The organism is Gordonia sp. CPCC 206044, from assembly GCF_048537895.1.
In the GTDB taxonomy this organism is placed as follows: Bacteria; Actinomycetota; Actinomycetes; order Mycobacteriales; family Mycobacteriaceae; genus Gordonia.
In genome coordinates, this window is the sequence record NZ_JBCLVL010000004.1 from 168313 (window position 1) to 188119 (window position 19807).

Below are 19807 nucleotides of genomic sequence, written 5' to 3' on the forward strand. Positions count from 1 at the left end.
AGCGGAACGCTTCGTCAGCGACGCAGCAGCCACCCGGCGATCGCGCTCGCCGCCGCGCTGACACCCGCGACCGCCGCCAGGGTGGCCGGCCGAGGCATCGGATTGACCTCGTAGTTGGGCGAGACCACCACCGGCGGCAGTGGTTCGTCCTCCTCTGTCACCTGGAACTCCTCGTTCATCGAGTCGGTGGCACACCAGGCCGCGGCATACAGCACGATCCGTGACGCGAGGTACGCGAACACCATGATGCCCAGGATCGGACCGAAGGCGACGCCCGCCGGGCTGCTCAGCACCGACTTGAGGTAGATCCCGCCCACCGTCTTGACGATCTCGAAGGCGATCGCGGTGAGCAGTGCCGCCTTCAGCGTGTTCCGAAAGGGCAGTTTCACCAACGGAAGTCGGGACATGACAAAGGTGAACAGCACCCACGTCGCGCAGATCGAGACGACGATGGAGACACCCCGCACCACGGCAGGAGCCCAGGACGCGTCGTCGAGACCCACCCATGACAGGACCTGGTGCGCGAGACCCGAGTTGCCGAGCGCGGTCAACGCCATCGTCACCGCGAACGCCACGCCGAGCAACGCGAACGTGATCAGGTCCCACAGCTTGGACATCACCGGGTTTCGGGTGACCCGGCCACCCCACATCTCGGTCATGCCGACGCGGACGCCGGAGATCCAGCCGATCCCGGTGAACGCCGCACCGAGCAAACCGATGACGCCGACGGTCGTGCGCGACTCGATGGCCGAGTCGATCAGGTCGCCGACCTGATCGCCCATCGAACCGGGCATGTTCCGGACCACCGCGTCCTGGATCTCCTGGAGGACCTCGGGGCGGCTGGCGAGCACGAAGCCTGCGATCGAGAAGGCCACCATGACGATCGGGACCAGGGCGAGTATCCCGTTGAAACTGATTCCGGCGGCGTAGAGATTGCCCCGCCGGTCGTTGTAGCGCTCGATGGTTCGGATGAGGTGGTCGAGCCACCCCCATCTCTCACGGAGCTCGGCGAACCGGGTCTTGCCGCGGTCCGCGACTTCCTTGGCCGAGTCGATCGCGGAACTCATGGGGTGCCGCCTTCCGTCGTCGCCGATCGCGGCGCCGGCTCACCTACCCGGCGCCAGGAATCCCACCTTGTCATAGACGGCGGCCAAGGTGTCCGAGGCGAGACCACGGGCGCGTTCGGCACCGCCGGCCAGGATCGCGTCGAGGTGAGCCGGATCGTCCATGTACTCCGCGACACGGCCGCGCAGCGGTGTCACGAACTCGGTCAGCACATCGGCGGTCTCGACCTTCAGATCCCCGTATCCCTTGCCCTGATACTTGTCGACGAGGACGTCGACCGGCGTCCCCGACAACGCCGACTGGATGGTGAGCAGATTGCTCACGCCGGGCTTGGCCTCCCGGTCGAAGCGGATCTCGGTATCGGTGTCGGTGACCGCCGACCGGATCTTCTTCGCCGACTTCTTCGGATCGTCGAGAAGGTTGATCAACCCCTTGTCCGTCTCCGCGGACTTGCTCATCTTGGCCGTGGGGTTCTGCAGGTCGTAGATCTTCGCGAACTCCTTGACGATGTAGGCCTCGGGCACCTTGAGCACCTTGCCGAACCGGGCGTTGAACCGTTGTGCGAGATCGCGGGTGAGCTCGAGGTGCTGGCGCTGGTCCTCACCGACCGGAACCCGGTCGACGTCGAACGCCAGGATGTCGGCCGCCATCAGGATCGGATACGTGAACAGCCCGACACCGGCCGCGTCCACGCCCTGTTTCGCAGACTTGTCCTTGAACTGCGTCATGCGACTGGCCTCACCGAAGCCGGTGATGCAGGACAGGACCCAGGTCAACTGCGCGATCTCGGGGATGTGCGACTGCACGTAGATCGTGGATCGTTCGGGATCCACACCCACCGCGAGCAATTGGGCCACCGACAGTCGCGTGCGCTGCGCCAGCGTCGCCGGATCGAACGAGGCCGTGATGGCATGCATGTCCGGGATGAAGTACAGCGCCTCGAAATCGTCCTGCAGGGCCACCCACTGCCGCACCGCACCGAGGTAGTTCCCGAGGTGGAAGGAATCGCTGGTGGGCTGGATGCCCGACAGCACGCGGGGACGCGGTGTGCCGGGGTCGGTGACGTCACTGCTCATGCATTCCAGTTTCGCAGACGTCCGCCACCGCATTGTCGCGAGTGCTGTCGAGGGTGGACCCGTCTCAGTCGTAGACGACCGACATCGGCGCGTGATCGGACCATCTCAGGTCGTAGGCCCCGGCCCGGTGCACCGTCGACTTCACGGCCCTGGCCGCCAGCGACCTGTTCGCCAGCTGATAGTCGATGCGCCATCCGGAGTCGTTGTCGAAGGCCTTGCCCCGCCACGACCACCATGTGTACGGACCGTCGCTGTCCGGGGCCAGGTCTCGAGCCACGTCGGACCAACCGGCACCCAACAGGTCGGCAACCCATGCGCGTTCGTGCGGCAGGAAGCCGGGGCTCTTGAGGTTGCCCTTCCAGTTCTTGATGTCGGGTTCGGCGGGAGCGATGTTCCAGTCGCCACCGACCACGACGTGGCGACGCCGCCGGGCGAGTGTCCCGAGATGGGCGCCGAACGCGTCGAGGAAACGCACCTTCTCGTCGAACTTGGCCACGTCCTTGTCGGCCGTGGTCTGCGCCGCCCCTTTGGGTAGGTAGAGGCTCGCCACTGTCGTCGGGCCCAGATCGGTGGTCACGTCGGCCTCGATGAAGCGCCCGGTCGGATCGAACTCGTCGCTGCCGAAGCCGACGCGTACCTTGCCCAGCGGGAGGCGGCTCAGCACCCCGACACCGGCATGTCCCTTGACCACCGACGCACTCATCGCGAGCTCCCAACCGTCGTAGAGCGCAGGCGCCAACGCCTCTCGGGCCTGGTCCTCTTCGGCGCGGATCTCCTGCATCAGGACGATGTCGGATTCGGACTCGTCGAGCCAGGCGAGCAGCCCGTGATTGCGCTCCGAGCGGTGCTTCACGGCGGCCCGGATGCCGTTGACATTGACGGTGGTGATGGTGAGTGACACGGCACCCGAGCCTACTGGGTGGAAATGGTGCGGACGTACTAAAGGTAAGGCAACCCTTGCCCTGGAGGGCACCTTTATGTAACCCTTACCTAACTGAAGGAACGAGGTGACGACATGTTCGTTTGCATCTGCCGCGCGGTGACCGAAGAAGAGGTCCACGAACACTGCTCGTCTGGCTGCCGGTCCGTGGACGCGGTCAGCGAACGGTGCGGCGCCGGCGAAGGATGCGGAACCTGCCTCGAACGCCTTCACCAGATCGTCAACGAAAGGGTCGCCACCAGCACCACTGCAGCATGATCGAGGCCGCCTGACGGCAAGTTCTCACACCTCGTGGCGATAACCCGTCACGGGGCTGTTCCGCGTGCTACGTTCGCTGTACCACTGCGAACGGAGGCTCGGTCATGCGTGGCGACGACGAGGTGATCGCTCTACTCAACGAACAGCTCACCAGCGAGCTGACCGCGATCAATCAGTATTTTCTGCATTCGAAGATGCAAGCGAACTGGGGACTGACCGAGGTCGCGAACAAGACCCGCGCCGAGTCCATCGAGGAAATGCATCATGCGGAGGCCCTGACCAACCGCATCCTGTTCCTCGAAGCTCTCCCGAACTATCAGCGGATCCTGCCGCTGCGGATCGGCCAGTCGTTGCGCGAGCAGTTCGAATCCGATCTGGCGATCGAGATCGAGGTCGTGGAACGCCTGCGCCCCGGTGTGGCCATGTGCCGCGAGAAGGGTGACATCACGAGCGCGAAACTGCTCGAGGACATCCTCGCCGACGAAGAGGATCACATCGACTATCTCGAGACACAGCTCGAGTTGCTCGACCGGCTCGGCGAACAGCTCTACCTGTCCAAGACGGTCGCCACACCACCCACCGTCGACTGACGGCCCCTGCGCTGGGTCAGCAGCGCGATCCCGAGAACCACCACACCGGCCACGGCCAACGCGGCACCCATCGACGAGGGTGAGCGATAGCCGTGGCCGGCTGCTATCACGACCCCACCGAGCCAGGCACCGAGCGCGTTGGCGATGTTCAGCGCAGAATGGTTGAGCGCGGCCGCCAAGGTCTGCGCATCGTCGGCGACGTCCATCAGCCGGGTCTGCAGCGCCGGGATCGTCGACGAACCGGACAGCCCGATCGCAAAGCTGAAGAACATTGCTGCCCACGCATTTTGGAGCGTGAGTGCGAACAGCGCGAGCGACACCGCGGTGGACACCAGACCGATCAGGATGCCCAGTGGCACACTGCGATCGGCCAAGACACCACCGACGATGTTGCCTGCGACCATGCCGAGGCCGAACAACATCATCGCCACCGGCACCACCGAGACCGGCACGCCCGCAACGGTTGTCAGCGCCGAGTTGAGATAGGTGTAGAACGCGAACATCCCCCCGAAACCGACGACGCCGATCAGCAGGGTGAACCACACCTGCGGCCGTGCCAGCGCTCCGAGTTCGGTCATCGGGTTGGTCACCCGCATGTCGGCCAGGGCAGGCAGGTAGCGGACCAGCGCGACGATGGTGATCACACCGATCACCACGACCACCGCGAAAGCTGTCCGCCAGCCCAGCGATTCACCGAGCCAGGTCGCCATGGGCACACCGGCCACATTGGCGACCGACAGCCCCAGCATCACCTTGCCGACCGCCTTGGCCCGGTCCCGTGGCCCCGCGAGATGCGCCGCGACCAGGGCTGCGACACCGAAGTAGGCGCCATGTGGCAGTCCCGCGACGAATCGGGCGACCATCAGCAGTCCGTAGCTCGGTGCCAGCACGGTGAAGAGGTTGCCGACGGTGAACGCGACCATGAGTCCGATCAGCAATGTGCGCCGCGACATCCGCGCGGTGAGGGCGGCGATGAGCGGCGCACCGACGACCACGCCGAGTGCATACGCGGAGATCACGTGTCCGGCCGTGGGCTCACTGACGCCGAGGGTGTCGGCGATGTTGGGTAGGAGCCCCATCGCGACGAACTCGGTGGTGCCGATGCCGAACCCGCCGAGCGCCAGGGCCAGGATGGCCCAGCGGCGGATCGCTGGAGAGGCTGCTGCGGCCGTGTCGGCGACGTGGGTGGGGGCTGAGGTCACTCGAGCACCAACCGCGGGCTTGCCCGCGCGGATTCCCCAGGACTCGGTGAGTTCGTTCACACCGAGAACTGGCTGTCCCCCGAAACGCCCGGAAACCGACCGGCACGCCATCCCCCATCGCAGTTCACGACACCACGTGAGCCCGAGGTGCCGCGGAGCGCCGATGTCGTCGCCAGGTCACCGCCGGCGTCACTGATCCGCGGACGCTCCGTCGGTGTCGGCCGCGTCGTCGGACCCCGACCCGGCGTCCTGACCCGACCCGGCTCCCGAGTCGGGATCGTCCGACGGCACGTCGTCGCCTGCCTGCTCTCCCGCGGTTCCCGTCTCGACGGTGTCGGCGGGTTCGGTGGTGTCGGCGGGCTCGGTGGTCGAATCCGTCGGCGATGGCGCCGGCGGCTCGCTGCGCTCGGGCGGGGGCGGCGTGGGCACCGCGGTCGGCTCGGCCGTCTCGGTGGTCGCGTCGTCGACGACACGGTCCGGGAGCGCCGGACTCGGTGCGTCACCACGGCCACCGCCGGGCACCGTGGGACCGGGCACCGCGGGCCCGGACCCTGTCGCTGATCCTGCCGCGGATGCCGACGCCGAATCCGTTGTCGCGGCCGCCGCGCTCGTCGTGCCTGCAGATGTCGTCGTGCCTGCAGATGTCGTCGTAGCCGCAGACGTCGTCGCACCGGTCGACGGCGCCGACGAGGTCCGCAGTGCGGAGGCCACGTCGCGGGCAGCGATACCGGTCATGGTGAGTCGCCCGAGATCGGTCGCGGTAGCCGACTGCACCTCGACCGACTGCACGGTGCTGACCACCCGGCCTGCCCAGTACTTCACGAAACTGACCGGCCAACGCACCACGCTGCCCACGCTCGCGCCGAGGGCGGTGATGCCGGCGCGGAACCGGTCGGCGTCGAGTCCCACGATCCCGTTCCAGATGTCCTCGAAGACGAAAACGTCTGGCAGGTAGGCGCCGTAGCCGAGTCGGGGCAGCGGAGGCAGTCGATCCTGCACGAGCCGCACCACCGGTTGCAGATTGGACAGTTCGATCCCGAACGGAAGGTCGATCGTCGGACGTAGGGCGAGGAAGTCCGGAATGGTGCCCATGTAACCGATGTCGGCGGCCGTCTCCCGCAACCATTCGGCCACCGACGAGTCGAATGCGATGGCACACGAGGTCGCGGCCGGATCGTCGGCGCAGGAGTTCTCGCGACCGTTCCACCAGTTCGACCGCGGGTCCTGGAACATGAAGAACGGGTAGCGGCCGTGTTTGACCCAGTAACCGGCCAGTCCGTCGAGGGCGCCGATCGGATCGTAGATCGGATCGGGCAGGTCGCAGATCGGGTCGCCGTCGATGCAGACCGACACCACTCGATCACCGAGCGAACCGAAGCCGCCGTCCCGGGAACCGGTCATGGTCAGGCCCGGGATGATGCCGATCAGCGCCAGCTCGATACCCTCGCCGGTCTTGTCGCCCGGCCTGCGTGGGTCGGCGAAGAGTTCGCCGGAGATCGTGCTCGGGTCGATCAGGACGTCGTCGGTGGGATCGTCGGGGGTGTCGTGGATGTCGACCGCCCCGATCCGCCCGTTGCCGATGTCCGACAGCACGTCGCCCGCGACCCGCGCGCCCTGCGAGTATCCCGTGATGACCACGGGGTTGCCCGGGCATGCGTCCTGATAGCTCGCGACGGCCTTCGTGGTCGACGCGGCGCCGAGTTCCGAACTCGCGTCGTATCCGGTCGCGCCCAATGGCCAGACGGTCGCCGGGTAGTCGGCGTAGATGATCTCGTAGGCGTTGTCGCCTGCGTACGGGCTGTCCGGATTCTCCGTGTTGTCGGGGTTGAGCCCGGTGTAGCGCTGCGTGACCCCGACCATGATCGCGCCCTCGGGATCCCACGTACCCCCGACCACGACGACCGCGCCTCCCCCGCAGTCACCGTCGGCGGCCCATGCCGTGCCGGATGTCCCGGGTAGACACAGCGTTCCGATCACCACACCGCTCGCGATCGCGGCGACCGACACGATCGCGCGCCGACGAAGCCCGGTCAACCGATCCACCATGCGTCACGGCCTTTGTTCAACCCGGTGGATGCGTCGAGGCGGCACACCCGAATCGGGGCTATCTGAAACTCTAGATACGCGATCCTGAAACGCGCCGCATTTCGAGAGAAACCCCGTGTCGGAGGCGGGTGAACACACGTTGAAATCAGCCCGATCAGGACGGTTCTGGTCGCGCGTAGACCGTGTTATATCCTTGACGCCAGGTCATGAGCATCAGCGTCAAGCCCCGGCTTGCTGATCGGCAACCCTCCAACCGCGGTGGGGTGCTCCGGGTGATGACCGGGTTGAGGAACGCAATGCGTTCTGAGGCAAGCGCGGGTCCGAAGGTCGGACCCCATCAGGGTCGTTGCACCCTGCCGACCGTAGAAAGCGATCACTACATCCATGTCTGACGACACCACGAATCCGGCAGCCGACTGGAGCTTCGAGACCAAGCAGGTACACGCGGGTCAGACCGCGGATCCGGCCACCAATGCGCGTGCGCTGCCCCTCTATCAGACGACGTCGTACGTCTTCAACGACACGCAGCACGCCGCGAACCTGTTCGGGCTCGCCGAACCGGGCAACATCTACACCCGGATCATGAACCCCACGCAGGACACCGTCGAGCAGCGGATCGCTGCCCTCGAGGGCGGCGTCGCCGCACTTCTCGTGGCGTCCGGCCAGGCCGCCGAGACCTACGCGATCCTCAACATCGTCGAGACCGGCGGCCATGTGGTGTCCAGCCCGCGCCTCTACGGCGGGACGTTCAATCTCTTCCACTACACGCTGCCCAAGCTCGGCATCGAGGTCTCGTTCGTCGAGGATCCCGAGGACCTCGACTCGTGGCAGGCCGCCATCAAGGACAACACCCGCGTCCTCTACGGGGAGACGATCTCCAATCCGAACAACGAGATCCTGGACATCACCGGCATCGCCGAGGTCGCCCATCGCAACGGCCTGCCTCTGATCGTCGACAACACCGTCGCCACCCCGTACCTGCTCAACCCACTGGCGCACGGCGCCGACATCGTCGTGCACTCGGCCACCAAGTACATCGGTGGGCACGGCACCGCGATCGGCGGTGTGATCGTCGACGGTGGCACGTTCGACTGGCGCGGTCAGCGTGACGGGAAGGATCTGTTCCCCGGTTTCACCACCCCGGATCCGAGCTATCACGGTGCGGTGTTCGCCGATCTCGGCGCACCGGCATTCGCGCTCAAGGCCCGTGTGCAGTGGCTCCGCGACACCGGCGCGGCCATCTCACCGTTCAACGCCTTCCTGCTGGCTCAGGGCCTCGAGACGCTGAGCCTGCGCATCGAGCGCCACGTGGCCAACGCGCAGCGGGTTGCCGCTTTCCTGGAAGGTCATGATCAGGTCGACTCGGTCGCCTACGCCGGGCTGGCATCGTCTCCCTGGTACGACCGCGCACAGAAGCTGCTCCCCAAGGGGCAGGGCGCCATCGTCAGCTTCGAGATCGTCGGCGGCGTCGACGCCGGCAAGAAGTTCGTCGATGCCCTCAGTCTGCACAGCCACGTCGCCAACATCGGTGACGTGCGGTCGCTGGTGATCCATCCGGCATCCACGACCCACAGCCAGCTGGCCCCCGAGGAGCAGTTGGCCGCAGGTGTCACACCGGGACTCGTCCGTCTCGCCGTGGGTATCGAGGGCATCGACGACATCGTCGCCGACCTCGAGCAGGGGTTCGCAGCGGCGAAGTGACAAGGTGAACAACGAAGATCGAGGTGAATTGCAGAGTGAGTGACCTGTGTCGGTGAGTATCGAACCGAGTATCCAGCCCGCTGATCGACCCGATTGGGAACAGATGCCCGACGGGGCGATGAGCAGCGTCCGCATCGGCTCGCTCTCACTCGACAACGGCGAACGGATCGACGACGTCACCCTGGCCTTCCAGCGCTGGGGGACGTTGTCTCCGTCCCGCGACAACGTCATCCTCACGCTGCACGCGCTGACCGGTGATTCGCACGTGACCGGTCCGGCCGACGAGCAGCATCTGTCCGCGGGCTGGTGGGACGGTCTGATCGGACCCGGCTGCGCGATCGACACCGACGAGTGGTGCGTCATCTCGGCCAATGTCCTCGGCGGCTGCCGCGGCTCCACCGGTCCGGCGTCGCCCGCTGCCGACGGACGTGCGTGGGGATCTCGCTTCCCGCAGATCACCGTCCTCGACCAGGTACGCGCCGAACGCGCCCTCGTGGCCGAACTCGGGATCACCAGCATCGGCGCCGTGGTCGGCGGTTCGATGGGTGGGGCCCGCGCTCTCGAATGGGCCATCGAGTACCCGGAGATGGTGCGCTGTGCGCTCGTCCTCGCCGTCGGCGCACGTGCGACCGCCGATCAGATCGGCACGCAGACAACGCAGATCGCCGCCATCAAAGCCGATCCACACTGGCAGGGCGGCGACTATCACGGCACCGGCAACATCCCCACCGCGGGACTCGGCGTGGCCCGCCGGATCGCCCACCTCACCTATCGCGGCGAGGTGGAATTGGACCAGCGTTTCGCCAACGACCCGCAGGGCGACGAGGTGCCCCTGTCCGGCGGCCGGTATGCCGTCGACAGCTACCTACAGCACCAGGCGAACAAACTCGTCCAGCGGTTCGATCCGAGCAGCTACGTGGTGCTCAGCGAGGTGCTCAACCACCACGACGTCGGACGTAATCGCGGCGGCGCCCAGACCGCACTCGCCGGATGCAAGGTGCCGACCATCGTCGGCGGTATCGCTTCGGACCGCCTGTACCCCTTGCGGTTACAGGTCGAGCTCGCCGAGCAGCTCGGCAATTGCATCGGCGGCCTGCAGGTGGTGCACTCCGACAACGGTCACGACGGCTTCCTCACCGAGTTCGACGCCATCAGCGATCTCCTCAAGCGCACCGTCGAACTCGCACGCCTCTGAGGGACGCCGCACTTGCCTGAGCGCGGCTGACCCCGGGACCCGCTGCCCCTGCGACCGGTTGGGCTCAGCGCGGCGGGACCGGCGTCGGCAGCAACGGTGTCACCGCGGCCGACCGGCCGCTCCCCTGTGCCGCACCGCCGTTGTCCGGTTGGCCGTCTTGGCGGGCCCCGTCGGAGCCCTGCGGCGCGCTGCCGCGCTCGTCACGGCTCGTCCCGGATCCCTGTGTACCGAAATCCCACTCGTAGCTCTGGGGCTGCGGCACCGCGGACGTCGTCGGATCCGACGACGACGGTGGAGTCGACCGACTCGGGTCCTGACGCATCCCGGGCGGCAACAGATCCGGCGGAATCGTCGGTTCGGGCTGTGTACCCGGAGGCGTCCACGGCCACGACGGCAACGGGTACGGCGAGAGCGTTCGTGTCGTCGTCGACGGTGTCGACTGCTCCCCCGGCGGCGGGGTCGGGGGCAACTCCGTGGTCGCCCAGCCGGGTGATTCGTTCCACCGCGTCTCGGGTGGCACCGCGGTGGTCGTGGGCTCCACCGGAGCCGTCGGCTCGACCGGCACCTGAGGCCGAGGTGCCGCCTGGGTCGTCGTGGTCCTGGTCGTGGACTCCGGATCGTCGGTCGTGGTCATCACACTGGTCACCGACGGCGTCGTCTGCTGAGACGGTGACGGAACCGGTGTGCTGTTGCCGGTCAGTGCGGAACTGACCGCGTAGATGGTCATCATGGTGGCGGCCAGTAGGGCACCGGCGACCGCAAGTGGCGTGCCGGACAACCACTCCCACTGCTTCTTTCCACCGATGAAGGCGAGCCGCGATGTGCCGTCGGCGGCGTTCTTGGCACCCGCCAGAATTGCCGCACCCATGGCCGCGGCGAGCTCCGGCATCTCCGGGACGACCACCTCGGCCTGGGTACCATCGGCCATCCCCCGCACCGCGGGGAGGTTGGCGATGCCGCCGACGAACACCACGGCCTCCGGTCGAACACCACGGTCGACACTCTCGGACATGTAGCGCTTCAACACTTTTCGCGCTTCGTCCACCATCGGCGCGGCCGCCGCCGCAACCGTTTCGGCAGTCAGGGTGACGTGACCGTCGCCGAGCGGGACCGAAGCACCCTCTGCCGACGGACTCGGTGAGAGCTCCTCCTTGGCCGTCCGGCAAGCGCTGAGCTGCGCGCGCCGCGGAGGCCTGGAGGCACGTCCGTCGGAGGCCGAAGACTCCTCGCTGAGCTGCGAGACGATCGAGCGGTCGATCTGTCGACCCGCCAGGACCCGGGAGCGCTCGGTCGCGCTGATGCGGTTGGTCGCCGTCTCCACGGTGAACAGCGTCATGCCGGTGTCCCCGCAATCGGCGACCACGACATTCTCGAAACGCCCGATGTGACCGGTCGCCGACAGATAGGCGACGACGGCCTCGTCGTCGGCGACCAGATGGATCTGTCGGCGCGGGCCGGAGCCCCGAGAGCGCAACTCACGCCGTTGCTTGGCGGTACGCGCAGCCACCCCGATGGGTCCCACCCGACGTCCCGCATCGCGTGCTGCGCCGAGCATGAGCTCGATCCCCGCGTTCACCCGCCCCGCGACATCCAGACCGTCGCTGCGATCCACGTCGATGACCCGGCTGTCGACCACGTTGCGTCCCACGTTGTCCCGGGTCAGCAGGACATGGTGGATCATCCCGTCGCCGGCAGAAATGCCCATCGACGTGGAATCTTCAGGCAGGGACGAGTCCCCGTGGTCGATCGTCGAAGTGATACGTGCTCCCCGCGGTCGTGTTGGCCGGAAACGCGGCCGTTTGCGGGTGCAAAGGTCACGCGTATGTCTCTATTGTAATCAATCTGTGCCCAAGGGATCGATCGACGTCGCCAGCCAGAGAATCAGCGTCCCCACCGATGCCATCGCCGCGACATCGAAGAAACGTCCCCTGACCTGGAGTAAACCCGCTCGCGAGGTGGGGATGAGAGCACGCAGGACCGCACCGAGCAGTAACGCCGAGCCGAAGACGAACGCTCCACGCCGCCAGCGATCGAACACGACCAGGAGTGCGGCGATCAACACCCCCAGCAGGACCACGAGATAAGGGATCTGCACGAGGTAACGCCGCAGTTCACGGGCTTGCCGGATGCGGTCGGCGCGTGTGCGGGTCGCCGCCAGCGAACTCACCCCACCGTTCCTGCGGCGGTTCGCTCCGCCAGCTGGGCTTCGGCCCGTTCCACGACGTTGACCAGGAGGAATGCCCGTGTCAGCGGGCCGACGCCGCCGGGATTGGGCGACACGTGACCCGCGACATCCCAGACGCCCGGTGCGACATCGCCCACGAGTCCGTTCTCGTCGCGGCTCACGCCGACGTCGATCACCGCGGCACCCGGCTTGACCATGTCGGCTGTGATCAGGTGTCCCACGCCGGCGGCGGCGATCACGATGTCGGCGCGCGAGACCTCGGCAGCGAGGTCACGGGTGCCGGTGTGGCACAGCGTCACGGTGGCGTTCTCGCTACGACGGGTCAGCAGCAGACCGATCGGTCGCCCGATGGTGACGCCGCGCCCCACGACGGTGATCCGTGCCCCGGCGATCGGGATCTCGTATCGCCGAAGAAGGTGAACGATGCCCCGCGGGGTGCACGGCAGCGTGGACTCCTTGCCGAGCACCAACCGACCGAGGTTGATCGGATGCAGTCCGTCGGCATCCTTGGCCGGGTCGATGCGCTCGAGGGCGGCGTTCTCGTCGAGATGCTTCGGCAACGGCAGCTGCACGATGTAGCCGGTGCAGTCGGGATCGGCGTTGAGCTCGTCGATCGCCGCGTTCAGTTCCTCTGTGGTCGTGTCCGCAGGCAGATCCTTGCGGATCGACGCCACCCCGATCCGCGCGCAGTCGGAGTGCTTTCCCTTCACATAGGAGTGCGAGCCGGGATCGTCTCCGACCAGGATGGTGCCCAGGCCGGGCAGAATGCCCTCGGCACGCAGCTTCTCGACTCGGGCGCCCAGATCGGTGAAGATCTCGTCGCGGGTGGTCTTGCCGTCCAGTCGTATCGCGCTCACAGCACCCCATTGTTCCACTTGATGTTCGGCTACCGTGGATCGACGTGCTTGCCGCCCACGATCCTCCGGAGCCGATCGGTCCCGAGACAGTCGCCGCCGCCCGCGATCGCATCGGTGCCCATCTGCGCCGTACCCCGGTGCTGCGCGCGACGCTGGCGACGGTGCACGGCCCGCGGGAGGTCGTCTTCAAGCTCGAATACACGCAGATCGGCGGCTGCTTCAAGGTCCGTGGCAGTCTCAACGCCGTCCTGCATGCACAGGAGTCTGGGCAACTCGGACGAGCCGGCGTTCTCGTCGCCTCCGGCGGCAACGCGGCGATCGGTGCGGCGTGGGCAGCCCGCATCGCGGGGACGACCTGCACGGTGGTGCTGCCGCAGGCGGCGCCGACGGTCAAGGTGGACGCGCTGCGCGCACTCGGGGCCACGGTGCACCAGGTCGGCGACCGCTATCAGGCTGCCGCCGATGCGGCGGTCGGGATGGCGACCGAGTCGGGAGCACTCCTGCTGCACGCCTACGACCAGCCCGACATCGTCGCGGGCGCCGGCACGATCGCCCTCGAACTGGCCGACGATGTCGCAGGCCCGCTGACGACCGTCGCCTGCGTCGGTGGTGGCGGATTGCTCGGCGGGCTGACCGCCGCCTCGCGTCCGGGTGACCGGGTGGTCGGCGTCGAACCCTCCGGCTCGTCGTGCCTGCATCAGGCGCTGATCGCGGGCCGTCCCGTGTCCGTGGATCCCGACAGTGTGGCCGCCGACTCGCTGGGCGCCTCCCGGGTCGGCGACATCTGCTGGGCCACGATCGCCGGGCGCGACGTGGGCAGTGTCCTCGTCACCGACGACGATGTGATCGCGGCCCGACGGCACCTGTGGGAGTCGACGCGCATCCTGGTGGAACACGGCACCGCCGCCGCGGTCGCCGCAGTGCTGACCGGAGCCGTTGCACCAGAGGATGATTCGACGCTGTGCGTACTCTTGTGCGGCGCCAACACCGCGCTCCACGTGTGATCTCGAACGCGCCGGGTCGCGGGCCCCTGGTCCGGATTCGAGGCGGAATCCACGGCCGACAACCGTCGGCGTGGTCCGCAGTCCTAGACTGACCTCACCATGTTCCGCATCATGTTCTATCAGCCGTGCATCCCGCCCAACACCGGCAACGCGATCCGGCTGGCCGCCAACACCGGCTGCGAACTGCACCTCATCGAACCCCTCGGGTTCTCCATGTCCGACGCCCAGGTCAAACGCGCCGGTTTGGATTACCACGAGATGGCCACGGTGACAGTGCATCCCGATCTGCCGACGGCGTTGTCGGCGCTGCGACCGGCGCGGGTCTTCGCGTTCACCGCGCACGCCTCGCGCTATCACACCGATGTCGACTACCAGCCTGACGACGTCCTGCTGTTCGGACCAGAACCCACCGGGCTGCCCGACGAGGTACTCACCCTGCCCGAGATGACCGATCAGATCCGGATCCCGATGCTGCCGAACCGTCGGTCCCACAACCTCGCGAATGCGGCGAGCATCGTCGTGTACGAGGCATGGCGCCAGAACGGTTTCGCAGGCGCGGTGTAGGGCCTGAGTTGAACGCTGCAGGGTTGAACGCTGCAGGGTTGAACGCTGCAGGGTTGAATTCTGCGGGTTCGAGCTCTCGGGTGGCCGGTCAGGAATCGATGCGGAAACGCTTGGTCCGCGCGGTGGCACCTCCGACGAGGGCGACCTTGCTCTTCGGCACCCCCAGATACTCGGCAAGGATCTCGGCGACCGCCTTGTTGGCCCGGCCTTCGGCGGCGGGCTCGCGGACGTAGACGGTGATCGTCCCGTCCGGACCGGTCTCCACGAGTGGACCTTTGCGACTGCTGGGTTTCGCGGTCACCACGACCTGCCTCGACATCTGCCCTCCGCCTCCTGTTGCCGAGCGTCCTATTGCCAGTCCCGGGAACGCGTGCCCACACGAAGATCCAAGCGCTGCAACCGTTCCGCCACCACCGTCACCGCCCCCTCAGCGTTCTGCACCGTGCCGCGGATCAGCAATGCCGATGCCGAGTGTGCCAGATTCCGATGACGCGTCCACAAGCCGACCGAGCACACCACGTTCACCATGCCGGTTTCGTCTTCCAGGTTGATGAACGTCACCCCCGATGCGGTCGCAGGCCGTTGCCGGTGGGTCACCGCACCCGCCACCATGACGCGGGCCCCGTCTGGCACCGACAGCAGTCCGTCCGCCGGCACCACCCCCATCGCGCTCAACCGCGGCCGCAAGAATTGGGTGGGATAGGACGTGGGGGTGATCCCGGTGGCCCAGGCATCGGTGGCGGCCAACTCCACTTCCGACAGACCGGGCAGGGTCGGCGTCTTTCCCACCGCGTCGAAGGGCAGGTGGTCGGCTCGCACCGTGGCGGCCGCTCCCGCCTCCCACAGCGCCTGTCGTCGACTGACGTCGAAACAGTCGAATGCACCCGCTCCGGCCAAGCCTTCGAGTTGTCGAGCCGTCAGTTCGACACGCCGGGACACGTCGGTCACGCCGCGATGATCGCCATCGCGTTCACGGCTTTCGACGATCCGCTCGGCCACGTCGTCCCCGATGCCGCGCACCCCCGACAACCCCAGCCGCACCTCGAGTCCGTTGTTCTCCAGCGTGGCGTGCACCGACGACCGGTTGATGTCCGGACGATGCACCGTCACCCCGTGTCGGCGCGCGTCGGCTACCAGCGACTGCGGCGAGTAGAAACCCATCGGTTGAGCCCGCAACAATGCGGCACAGAAGGCTGCTGGATGATGCAGTTTGAACCATGCGGAGTAGAACACCAAGGACGCGAAACTCTGCGAATGACTTTCGGGGAAACCGAAATTGGCGAAGGCAGCCATCTTCTCGAAGATACGGTCGGCGGTGTCGCCGGTGATCTGGTGCAGACGTTCCATGCCGTCGTAGAACTCCCGACGCAACCGCTCCATCCGTTCCGGCGACCGCTTGGAACCCATCGCCCGCCGCAGTTGGTCGGCCCCGGCCGCATCGAATCCGGCCACGTCCACGGCGAGCTGCATCAACTGTTCCTGGAACAGCGGCACCCCGAGGGTGCGGTCGAGCGCCTTGTTCATCGACGGATGTTCGACGGTCGGTTTCTCCAAGCCGTTGCGTCGCCGGATGTACGGGTGCACCGATCCGCCCTGGATCGGCCCGGGCCGGATCAACGCCACCTCCACCACGAGGTCATAGAAGGTGCGTGGTTTGAGCCGGGGCAGGGTGGCCATCTGTGCCCGCGACTCGACCTGGAAGACGCCGACCGAGTCTGCTCGGCACAGCATTTCGTAGACCTCGGGTTCGGACAGGTCGAGTTCCGCGAGGTCGACGTCGATGCCCTTGTGCTCGGCCACCAGATCGATCGCATAGTGCAACGCCGACAACATGCCCAGCCCGAGGAGATCGAACTTCACCAGACCGATTGCGGCACAGTCGTCCTTGTCCCACTGCAGTACACTGCGGTTCTCCATCCGGGCCCACTCGGTCGGGCAGACATCGGCGATGGGACGATCGCAGATCACCATCCCTCCGGAATGGATGCCCAGATGCCTCGGCATGCCCAGGATCTCGCCTGCCAGATCGGTGACGTCGGCGGGGGCCTCGTCGGGAGTCTTGCTCCACGCATCCTGCTGGCCGGTGGCATAGCCAAGTGCTCGTGCCATATCCCGTACCGCGGAACGACCGCGGTAGGTGATCACGTTGGCCACCTGGGCGCTGTAATCGCGTCCGTGCCGTCGATAGACGTATTGGATGGCTTCCTCACGCCGGTCGGATTCGATGTCGACGTCGATGTCGGGCGGCCCGTCTCGCTCGGGCGAGAGGAAACGCTCGAAGAGCAACTCGTTGGCCACCGGGTCGACGTTGGTGATACCCAACGCATAGCAGACAGCCGAGTTCGCGGCGCTCCCCCGACCCTGGCACAGGATGTCGTTGCGTTTACAGAAGTTCACGATGTCGGCGACCACGAGGAAGTAGCCGGGAAAGGTGAGCGCCTCGATGATCGCGAGTTCGTGTTCGATCTGCCGATAGGCCTGCGGATTGGTCCCCGGCGAACCGTATCGACGAAGCGCGCCGTCCATGGTCTGCTCACGCAGCCAACTGATCTCGGTGTGTCCGTCGGGCACGTCGAACGGCGGTAGCTGCGGGGCGATCAACCCGAGTTCGAATGCACAGTCGGCCGCCAGACCGACTGCGTTGTCGACGGCCTCGGGGTGCCCCGGCAGCAGCAGGCGCATCTCGTCACCGCTGCGCAGATGCGCGCCGCCGACCCCGGGTAGCCAACCCTCGATGGTCTCGATGTCGGTGCGTGCACGTACCGCCGCGACGGCGGTCGCCAGACGCCGACGACGCGGTCCGGCGAAGTGCGCACCGGTGGTCGCCACCGTCACCAGGCCGAAATCGTCGGCGAGCCCGGCCAGGACCGCGTTGCGTTCGTCGTCGTCGGGCAACCCCTGCGCGGTGAGCTCGACGGCGACGTCGTCGCGGCCGTAACGGTCGACCAGGCCTGCCAGGGCGTCGTGGGCGGCCCGCGGTCCGCCCCTCTCGAGAGCACGCCGCACCGCACCCTTGCGGCAGCCCGTGAGGATCAACCAGTGCCCGCGCGCCAGATCCGGCAGAGCGTCACGGTCGTAGCGCAGCAGCCCCTTCTCCCCCGCGATCATGTGCGCGTCGGCGATGGTCCGCGACAGCCGCCGGTACCCCTCGCCGTCCCGGGCGAGGACGAGCAGATGTTCCCCGGGCGGATCGGGCACGCCGGTGCGAGTGACATCGGGTTCCAGCGAGAGCTCGGCACCGAACACCGTCGGCATGGCGAATTCCCTTGCCGCTTCGGCAAATCGAACTATTCCGTAGAAACCGTCGTGGTCGGTGAGTGCCAGTGCGCGCAAGTCCAGACGTTGCGCCTCCTCCACCATCTCCTCGGGCATCGAGGCACCGTCGAGAAAACTGTAGGAGCTGTGCGCGTGCAGTTCCGCGAAGGCGACGGTCGACCTACCGCGCCGTATCCCCTCCGCGCGGTAGGAACCGCGCTTTCGCGACCAGGCCGGACTGTCGTTCCCGTCGCCGGAGTTGTCCCCGGGCCCGAACGTCTCGCCCGGTCGGCCACCGTCGGGCGCGCGGCCGGAGAGCACGCGCTCCATCTCCGACCACGTCGGTGGACCCTGATCCCATCCCACCGGGCAAGTTTATCGAACACACGTTCGATAAACCAGTCGGTCCCTCACCCCAACCGTGTGATCGATGCGACCGATCGTCCGACCTGGGCGTCGTAGCGGAAGAAATACGGCCCGACGATGCGCAGGTTGACGTCGTCGGCGCTCTGTCTGGTCTTGACGCGCCACACCTGCTGCCCGCTGGCGGCGTCGAAAGCGGTGTACGCGCCCGGGCCGGGTTCCCCGGCACGCATGTCACCTTCGAACACGACGCGATCACCGTCGAATGCCTCGAGATCCATGTAGATGCTCGCGGCCACGGTCGCCCGCGGCTCGCCGGTGGCTCCGTCGAACAGCTTCCACTGGTAGCCCTCGCGGTCGGCAGCGCTGCTCCGCATGCTCAGCAACTTGCCGGACACCAGGCTGACGTCGTGGGTGTAGTCGGATGGCTGCTCCCACAACACGCGTCCCTGCGTCATCGAGAACACCCCGGCGAAGTCCGCACTCGACTTCTCGTCCTCACGCTCCACCGGAATCCGCTCACCCTCGGTGCCGTCGGGCCGCAGTGTCAGGCGGAAGCCGTCGATCTGGTTGCGACGGATACCGAGTCGGTCGAACAGGAGGAGTCGATCCCCGGCGCTCTTGCCTCCGATCGTGCTGTAGCTGACCGCGAACCCGGCCGCGTTGGGGGCGACACTGACCGTCGGCGGACCATATGACGTCGTCGCCGACGCGGCCCGGAAATCGCGCGTCGAGTCGTACAGTTCCACGCCACTGTCCAACGCGTACACCCGTGCGCCGCTCCGGTGATCGGCGATCGCCACCACGTTTCCCGCCTCCGAGAGTTCCGGGTATTCGAGCTCCGGTGGTGGGGTTCTCGTCCACGTTCGCGCCGCGGCGGAATCGAACCAGGTGAGCGCCGTCGTCTTCTGCAGACCGCCGGAGAAGTTCTCGGTGTAGACGAGGAAGCCGTCGCCGGCCCGGACGATGTTCGCGTACCCGGGCGTCGTGACGGTCTTGGTGGTCCGCACCTCGCCGGTATCCGCATCGAGGAAGGCCACCAGGGTCGAATCGGTCCCCGAATCCCCGTTTCGCACACACGCGAGCGCACCGTCACGACTCAACGCGCATTGCTTCGCGGCGAACGTGCTCGGATGCTCCCAGAGCGGGTGGCCGTCGTCCGGGGAGATCGCCGCGACCGGCGACGGTGTCTGGCCCGCGGGCAGCCCACTGACCACCACGAGATCATCGGAGGCGGCCTTGACCATCAGATACTTCGGACTCGCCGCCGCACCGAACAACGCCTTCGCATCGACCTTCCACCGCGAGGTGGGTTCCGTCGCGATCGGTTCGATGGCCGGATCCTCGCCCGGGTGCACCGCCGGACTCTCCGGAGCCCGGGCCAGGCCGTCGACACTGCGCGGCACCGACACCACGACGACCACCATCACCGCGATCAGTACCAGCAGCGCAGCCAGAAATGCACCCGCGCCCCATCTTCCCCGCATGACGGCAACCCAAGCACAC

17 protein-coding genes and 1 riboswitch are annotated in these 19807 nt (G+C 67.0%); of the genes, 6 read left to right on the forward strand and 11 right to left on the reverse strand.

Translation table 11 applies throughout. From position 1 onward, the window contains the following. Window positions 1-14: 14 nt before the first annotated feature. The 3 genes from AAFP35_RS07450 to AAFP35_RS07460 form a co-directional block, all read right to left on the reverse strand. Complete coding sequence (locus AAFP35_RS07450; RefSeq protein WP_419220925.1) at window positions 15-1067, reverse strand: YhjD/YihY/BrkB family envelope integrity protein; 1053 nt, start codon at window positions 1065-1067, stop codon at window positions 15-17. A 39-nt stretch (window positions 1068-1106) separates the two neighbouring features. Then, the gene (trpS, locus tag AAFP35_RS07455) at window positions 1107-2141 is read right to left on the reverse strand and encodes a tryptophan--tRNA ligase (protein WP_419220926.1); all 1035 of its coding nucleotides are present in this window, start codon (window positions 2139-2141) and stop codon (window positions 1107-1109) included. 64 nt (window positions 2142-2205) lie between these two features. Continuing rightward, window positions 2206-3042, reverse strand: coding sequence for an exodeoxyribonuclease III (locus tag AAFP35_RS07460; protein ID WP_419220927.1), 837 nt, complete (start codon window positions 3040-3042; stop codon window positions 2206-2208). A gap of 114 nt (window positions 3043-3156) precedes the next feature. Between AAFP35_RS07460 and AAFP35_RS07465 the strand changes: the two genes are divergently transcribed. Then, window positions 3157-3339 carry a (2Fe-2S)-binding protein gene (locus AAFP35_RS07465; protein ID WP_419220928.1) on the forward strand — a complete coding sequence of 61 codons (183 nt, stop codon included), beginning with the start codon at window positions 3157-3159 and terminating at the stop codon, window positions 3337-3339. Between the two features lie 104 nt (window positions 3340-3443). Continuing rightward, window positions 3444-3929 carry a bacterioferritin gene (bfr, locus tag AAFP35_RS07470; RefSeq protein ID WP_419220929.1) on the forward strand — a complete coding sequence of 162 codons (486 nt, stop codon included), beginning with the start codon at window positions 3444-3446 and terminating at the stop codon, window positions 3927-3929. On the opposite strand, the gene AAFP35_RS07475 is transcribed toward bfr, so the two are convergent. Together AAFP35_RS07475 and AAFP35_RS07480 are read right to left on the reverse strand one after the other, a co-directional pair. Next, on the reverse strand, window positions 3887-5131 hold the full coding sequence (locus tag AAFP35_RS07475) for an MFS transporter (protein WP_419220930.1): 1245 nt from the start codon (window positions 5129-5131) through the stop codon (window positions 3887-3889). The genes bfr and AAFP35_RS07475 overlap by 43 nt on opposite strands. Before the next feature lie 189 nt (window positions 5132-5320). Then, complete coding sequence (locus AAFP35_RS07480; RefSeq protein ID WP_419221155.1) at window positions 5321-7174, reverse strand: cutinase family protein; 1854 nt, start codon at window positions 7172-7174, stop codon at window positions 5321-5323. 205 nt (window positions 7175-7379) lie between these two features. Further along, window positions 7380-7498: riboswitch (SAM riboswitch) on the forward strand. Window positions 7499-7561: 63 nt separating this feature from the next. On the opposite strand from AAFP35_RS07480, the gene AAFP35_RS07485 reads away from it, so the two are divergent. Together AAFP35_RS07485 and metX are read left to right on the forward strand one after the other, a co-directional pair. After that, entirely contained in the window at window positions 7562-8878 is a 1317-nt protein-coding gene (locus AAFP35_RS07485; protein WP_419220931.1) for a bifunctional o-acetylhomoserine/o-acetylserine sulfhydrylase, read from the forward strand. 46 nt (window positions 8879-8924) lie between these two features. After that, a complete protein-coding gene (gene metX / locus AAFP35_RS07490) occupies window positions 8925-10073 on the forward strand; it encodes a homoserine O-acetyltransferase MetX (protein ID WP_419220932.1) in 1149 nt (382 codons plus the stop codon). A gap of 64 nt (window positions 10074-10137) precedes the next feature. Here metX and AAFP35_RS07495 read toward each other — a convergent pair whose 3' ends face one another. The 3 genes from AAFP35_RS07495 to AAFP35_RS07505 all read right to left on the reverse strand — a co-directional run bounded on the left by AAFP35_RS07495 (window position 10138) and on the right by AAFP35_RS07505 (window position 13115). After that, window positions 10138-11778 (reverse strand): Hsp70 family protein, encoded by a 1641-nt coding sequence (locus AAFP35_RS07495; RefSeq protein WP_419220933.1) that lies wholly within the window; start codon window positions 11776-11778, stop codon window positions 10138-10140. A 132-nt stretch (window positions 11779-11910) separates the two neighbouring features. Then, complete coding sequence (locus AAFP35_RS07500) at window positions 11911-12231, reverse strand: DUF3017 domain-containing protein (RefSeq protein ID WP_419221156.1); 321 nt, start codon at window positions 12229-12231, stop codon at window positions 11911-11913. 5 nt (window positions 12232-12236) lie between these two features. Then, entirely contained in the window at window positions 12237-13115 is an 879-nt protein-coding gene (locus AAFP35_RS07505; protein WP_419220934.1) for a bifunctional methylenetetrahydrofolate dehydrogenase/methenyltetrahydrofolate cyclohydrolase, read from the reverse strand. A 74-nt stretch (window positions 13116-13189) separates the two neighbouring features. Between AAFP35_RS07505 and AAFP35_RS07510 the strand changes: the two genes are divergently transcribed. Both AAFP35_RS07510 and AAFP35_RS07515 read left to right on the forward strand, forming a co-directional pair. Continuing rightward, window positions 13190-14119 carry a serine/threonine dehydratase gene (locus AAFP35_RS07510; RefSeq protein WP_419221157.1) on the forward strand — a complete coding sequence of 310 codons (930 nt, stop codon included), beginning with the start codon at window positions 13190-13192 and terminating at the stop codon, window positions 14117-14119. A gap of 99 nt (window positions 14120-14218) precedes the next feature. Next, a complete protein-coding gene (locus tag AAFP35_RS07515; protein ID WP_419220935.1) occupies window positions 14219-14683 on the forward strand; it encodes a tRNA (cytidine(34)-2'-O)-methyltransferase in 465 nt (154 codons plus the stop codon). 88 nt (window positions 14684-14771) lie between these two features. Here the strand turns inward: AAFP35_RS07515 and AAFP35_RS07520 are convergent, their stop codons facing one another. Genes AAFP35_RS07520 through AAFP35_RS07530 form a run of 3 tightly spaced genes read right to left on the reverse strand, consistent with a single transcriptional unit; the run spans window position 14772 to window position 19788 of the window. Further along, window positions 14772-15002: a DUF167 domain-containing protein gene (locus AAFP35_RS07520; protein ID WP_419220936.1), complete on the reverse strand. Its 231-nt coding sequence runs from the start codon at window positions 15000-15002 to the stop codon at window positions 14772-14774. A gap of 29 nt (window positions 15003-15031) precedes the next feature. Next, complete coding sequence (locus AAFP35_RS07525) at window positions 15032-18304, reverse strand: error-prone DNA polymerase (protein WP_419220937.1); 3273 nt, start codon at window positions 18302-18304, stop codon at window positions 15032-15034. Between the two features lie 44 nt (window positions 18305-18348). After that, window positions 18349-19788 carry a hypothetical protein gene (locus AAFP35_RS07530; RefSeq protein ID WP_419220938.1) on the reverse strand — a complete coding sequence of 480 codons (1440 nt, stop codon included), beginning with the start codon at window positions 19786-19788 and terminating at the stop codon, window positions 18349-18351. Window positions 19789-19807 lie beyond the last annotated feature (19 nt).

Bases quoted from the DNA above. Each gene is read 5' to 3' on its own strand.
- AAFP35_RS07520 (WP_419220936.1), bottom strand. From the start codon at position 15,002: ATGTCGAGGCAGGTCGTGGTGACCGCGAAACCCAGCAGTCGCAAAGGT.
- AAFP35_RS07530 (WP_419220938.1), bottom strand. From the start codon at position 19,788: ATGCGGGGAAGATGGGGCGCGGGTGCATTTCTGGCTGCGCTGCTGGTA.
- AAFP35_RS07495 (WP_419220933.1), bottom strand. From the start codon at position 11,778: ATGGGCATTTCTGCCGGCGACGGGATGATCCACCATGTCCTGCTGACC.
- AAFP35_RS07515 (WP_419220935.1), top strand. From the start codon at position 14,219: ATGTTCCGCATCATGTTCTATCAGCCGTGCATCCCGCCCAACACCGGC.
- trpS (WP_419220926.1), bottom strand. From the start codon at position 2,141: ATGAGCAGTGACGTCACCGACCCCGGCACACCGCGTCCCCGCGTGCTG.
- AAFP35_RS07485 (WP_419220931.1), top strand. From the start codon at position 7,562: ATGTCTGACGACACCACGAATCCGGCAGCCGACTGGAGCTTCGAGACC.
- AAFP35_RS07465 (WP_419220928.1), top strand. From the start codon at position 3,157: ATGTTCGTTTGCATCTGCCGCGCGGTGACCGAAGAAGAGGTCCACGAA.
- bfr (WP_419220929.1), top strand. From the start codon at position 3,444: ATGCGTGGCGACGACGAGGTGATCGCTCTACTCAACGAACAGCTCACC.
- AAFP35_RS07450 (WP_419220925.1), bottom strand. From the start codon at position 1,067: ATGAGTTCCGCGATCGACTCGGCCAAGGAAGTCGCGGACCGCGGCAAG.